Source organism: Candidatus Zixiibacteriota bacterium, assembly GCA_014728145.1.
Classification (GTDB): domain Bacteria; phylum Zixibacteria; class MSB-5A5; order JAABVY01; family JAABVY01; genus WJMC01.
Map to the genome: position 1 here is coordinate 1 of WJMC01000199.1, position 3,532 is coordinate 3,532.

The following is a 3,532-nucleotide window of genomic DNA, read 5'->3' on the forward strand; positions in this document are numbered from 1 at the left end:
CAAGTCTGCAGATCTTCCGATAGTTACTGCTGACGAAACCCAGATGATCCAGCTGATGCAGAATCTTCTGTCCAACGCGATCAAGTTCCGATCCGACAATCCACTTGAGATTTCGATTGGATGTGAATCATCTGAAGAGGAATGGATCTTCTCAGTTGCCGACAACGGCATTGGAATAGATAAAACCGATCTCGATAGAATCTTTGTTCTATTCAGTAAATTGAATCGGCAAAAAGATAGTACGGGGATCGGACTGGCAATCTGTGAAAAGATCGTGAACCGTCACGAGGGTAAAATATGGGTCGAATCCGTCCCGGGACAAGGCAGTACTTTCTATTTCACATTGCCTGGAAAAATTTAGTTGAAATCATGTCGGATTTAATAAATATATCAAAAACACTGTACATCAATAAATTTTCAGGGAGAGCTTGTCATGGATGGCAGGGCGATTGATATTCTGCTGATCGAGGACAATCCCGGGGATATTCGTCTGACAAAAGAATGTCTGCGGGAGGGCAAGGTCAGGAACAACTTGTTTGTGATCGAAGACGGTTTCATGGTTATGCCTTTTCTTCGCAGTGAAGGAGAATTTGCCAACACACCTCATCCGGATCTGATCCTTCTGGATCTCAATCTTCCGGGACGTGACGGCCGTGAAATTCTCAAAGATATCAAAAACGATCCGGAATTCAGGAAGATACCGATCGTGATTTTGACCTCTTCGCAGGATGAAAAAGATGTTCTTCAGGCTTACGACCTGTATGTAAATTGCTACATCACCAAACCGGTCGACCTGGATCAATTTATCAATGTAGTGAAATCGATTGAAAGCTTCTGGCTGACAATCGTGCAACTGCCTTCGCGTGCAATAACCGAGGAGGGATTTTGACCCTGGATGTGATCAAAGTTCTTTTAGTGGAAGACAACTCCGGCGACGAGCGCCTTATACGGGAGCTTCTCTCGGAGGAAAGTTATCCTGGTTTCGATGTCTCTTCGGCCGGCAGTCTGGAAGATGCAGTCGGCTATATCCAGAAGAACAGTGTCGATGCGATCCTTCTCGACCTGTATTTGCCAGACAGCCGGGGTCTCGAGACTTTCAACCGGATGCAGAGAGAAGCCGGCACGATTCCAGTGGTTATCCTGACAGGGTATACCGATGATGCAACAGCGATCCAGACCATGCGTAAAGGTGCCCAGGACTGCCTGATCAAGAGTGACACCAGCCCTGAACAACTCGTTAAGGCAATCCGCTATGCAATCGAACGTAGTCATTACATGGCTCGTATGGAAGAAGAGATCACTCGCCTTGAGAAATTGACCGGCTCCGGAGAGACCACGGTATCGACCAGCCTGTACGGGATCGGCCCGCTGCGCGAAAGTTATCCCGAGATATTCAAGCAGTTAACTGCTGAGTATTCACGCCTGCTGAACATGGCGCTTGAAAAACGGGCCTATAAAACCAACACAAGCTATACATCCGATGAACGTGACCTGATCGATAAGCTGGGAGGACTGCGGGCAGGTCCACGAGACCTGATCGATATCCATGTCAGTGTGATAAAAAGCGAAGTGTCCTCGATGAATTCGGAACGGGCGGCGGCCTTCATTGAGGAAGCCCGCCTGCTGGTTTTAGAACTTACCGGCTACCTGGCATTGTTCTATCGAAATAATATTTACATTAGTGGTGACAATAAAACACGGGAACCTCTAAAGCATTCCTCGAATGAGATCGAGGAGGAGATTAATGAGTAAATACATACTTAAATTATACGTTACCGGGAATACTCCCAGGTCGGACAAGGCCATCGCGAATCTCCGTGAAATTTGCGATCGCGACCTGAAAGGGACCTACGAACTGATCGTAATCGATGTTCTCGAGCGACCCCAGCTGGCCGAGGACGAGAGGATTATCGCCACACCGACACTGGTACGGGAACTGCCTCCTCCCCTGAGACGCATAATCGGGGACCTGTCCGATTCGGATCAGGTGCTTTTGGGGCTGGATGTCAAATCTAACAAGGAAAAAGGAATTAATACATAGACACATCTGGAGATTTCAGAATTGGAGAGTATCAACGAACACATGCAGGACAAGCTGGAAGTCCCCAAATTGGAAACCGGCATTCCCGGTTTCGATCATGTATCCTGCGGGGGCTTACCCAGAAATCGGACGACCTTGATTTCCGGATCAGCGGGAAGCGCCAAGACAGTCATGGCCTGCCAGTACCTGGCCGAAGGTATCCAAAAGAAAAATGAAAGTGGAGTTTTTGTCACATTTGAAGAGTCTCCCGAAGACATCCGCAATAACATGCTCAGTTTCGGGTGGGATATCGCCCAGTGGGAAGCTGATGATAAATGGGCGTTTGTGGATGCCTCACCTCATTTCGAAGTCGAGACAATCATTACCAGCGGCTACGACCTGGGAGCTTTGCTGGTGCGAATCGAAAACGCCATCCGCAAGGTCAACGCCCGCAGGATGGCAATGGACTCGCTGGGAGCGATCTTCAATCAGTTTACAAACCGTTCGGTTGTCAGGGCCGAGCTTTTAAAAATCGCCACAGCTTTGAAGAAGATCGGTATGACCACTGTCATGACAGCAGAAAGAACCAGCGAATACGGTGAAATTGCCCGTTTTGACGTAGAAGAGTTCGTGGCTGACAACGTAATCATCCTGCGCAATGTGCTCGATGACGAAAAGCGTCGGCGCACGCTGGAGATTCTTAAGTTCAGGGGCACCTTTCACCAAAAAGGCGAGTATCCGTTTACGATCATGCCCAATCAGGGTATTATCGTAATTCCCCTTTCTGCCATGCAACTCGAGCAGAGATCTTCACAGATACGGATTACATCGGGGGTAGAGCAACTCGACCGGATGTGCGGTGGCGGTTTTTTCCGAGATTCTATAATTCTGGTCTCCGGTGCGACAGGTACCGGCAAGACCCTTATGGTGACCCACTTTATTTCCGACTGCAATAATCAAAATGAGCGCTGTCTGCTGTTTGCCTACGAGGAAAGCCGTGACCAGCTTTTCCGCAACGCCTTCGGCTGGGGAATGGATTTCGAGAAGCTTGAAAAAGAGGACAGGCTCAAGGTCGTCTGCGAGTATCCTGAAGTGATGGGTCTGGAAGATCACCTTATAAAAATCAAGCGCGAAATTGAGGAATTCAAACCGACGCGGGTAGCGGTTGACAGTTTATCCGCGTTGGAACGTGTGGCTACCCCTAAGGGCTTTCGTGAATTCGTTATCGGGCTGACATCTTTTATCAAGCACCAGGAAATCGCCGGGCTGTTTACATCCACCACGCCGACCCTGATGGGTGGTACTTCGATCACTGAAGCACACATTTCAACTGTGACTGATTCGATCATCCTGCTCAGATACGTCGAAATCTACGGCGAGATGCGCCGCGGGGTGACAGTGCTGAAGATGCGCGGATCAGCCCATGAAAAAGAGATTCGCGAGTTCAGTATAGATGAGACAGGCATGCATATCGGCAGGGCGTTTCGCAATATCTCAGGCATTTTGGCCGGA

At 48.9% G+C, this 3,532-nt stretch carries 5 protein-coding genes; all 5 read left to right on the top strand.

Annotated elements, in window-relative coordinates:
* Positions 1 to 361: GHKL domain-containing protein (locus GF404_11420; protein ID MBD3382790.1), on the top strand; the 361-nt coding region annotated here is incomplete at its 5' end.
* 72 nt (positions 362 to 433) lie between these two features.
* Positions 434 to 889 carry a response regulator gene (locus GF404_11425; protein ID MBD3382791.1) on the top strand — a complete coding sequence of 152 codons (456 nt, stop codon included), beginning with the start codon at positions 434 to 436 and terminating at the stop codon, positions 887 to 889.
* Complete coding sequence (locus GF404_11430) at positions 835 to 1,752, top strand: response regulator (GenBank protein ID MBD3382792.1); 918 nt, start codon at positions 835 to 837, stop codon at positions 1,750 to 1,752. The genes GF404_11425 and GF404_11430 overlap by 55 nt, the downstream gene beginning before the upstream one ends.
* Positions 1,745 to 2,041 carry a circadian clock protein KaiB gene (gene kaiB, locus GF404_11435; GenBank protein MBD3382793.1) on the top strand — a complete coding sequence of 99 codons (297 nt, stop codon included), beginning with the start codon at positions 1,745 to 1,747 and terminating at the stop codon, positions 2,039 to 2,041. Before GF404_11430 ends, kaiB begins: the two co-directional genes overlap by 8 nt.
* 42 nt (positions 2,042 to 2,083) lie before the next feature.
* Positions 2,084 to 3,532: circadian clock protein KaiC (kaiC, locus tag GF404_11440; protein ID MBD3382794.1), on the top strand; the 1,449-nt coding region annotated here is incomplete at its 3' end.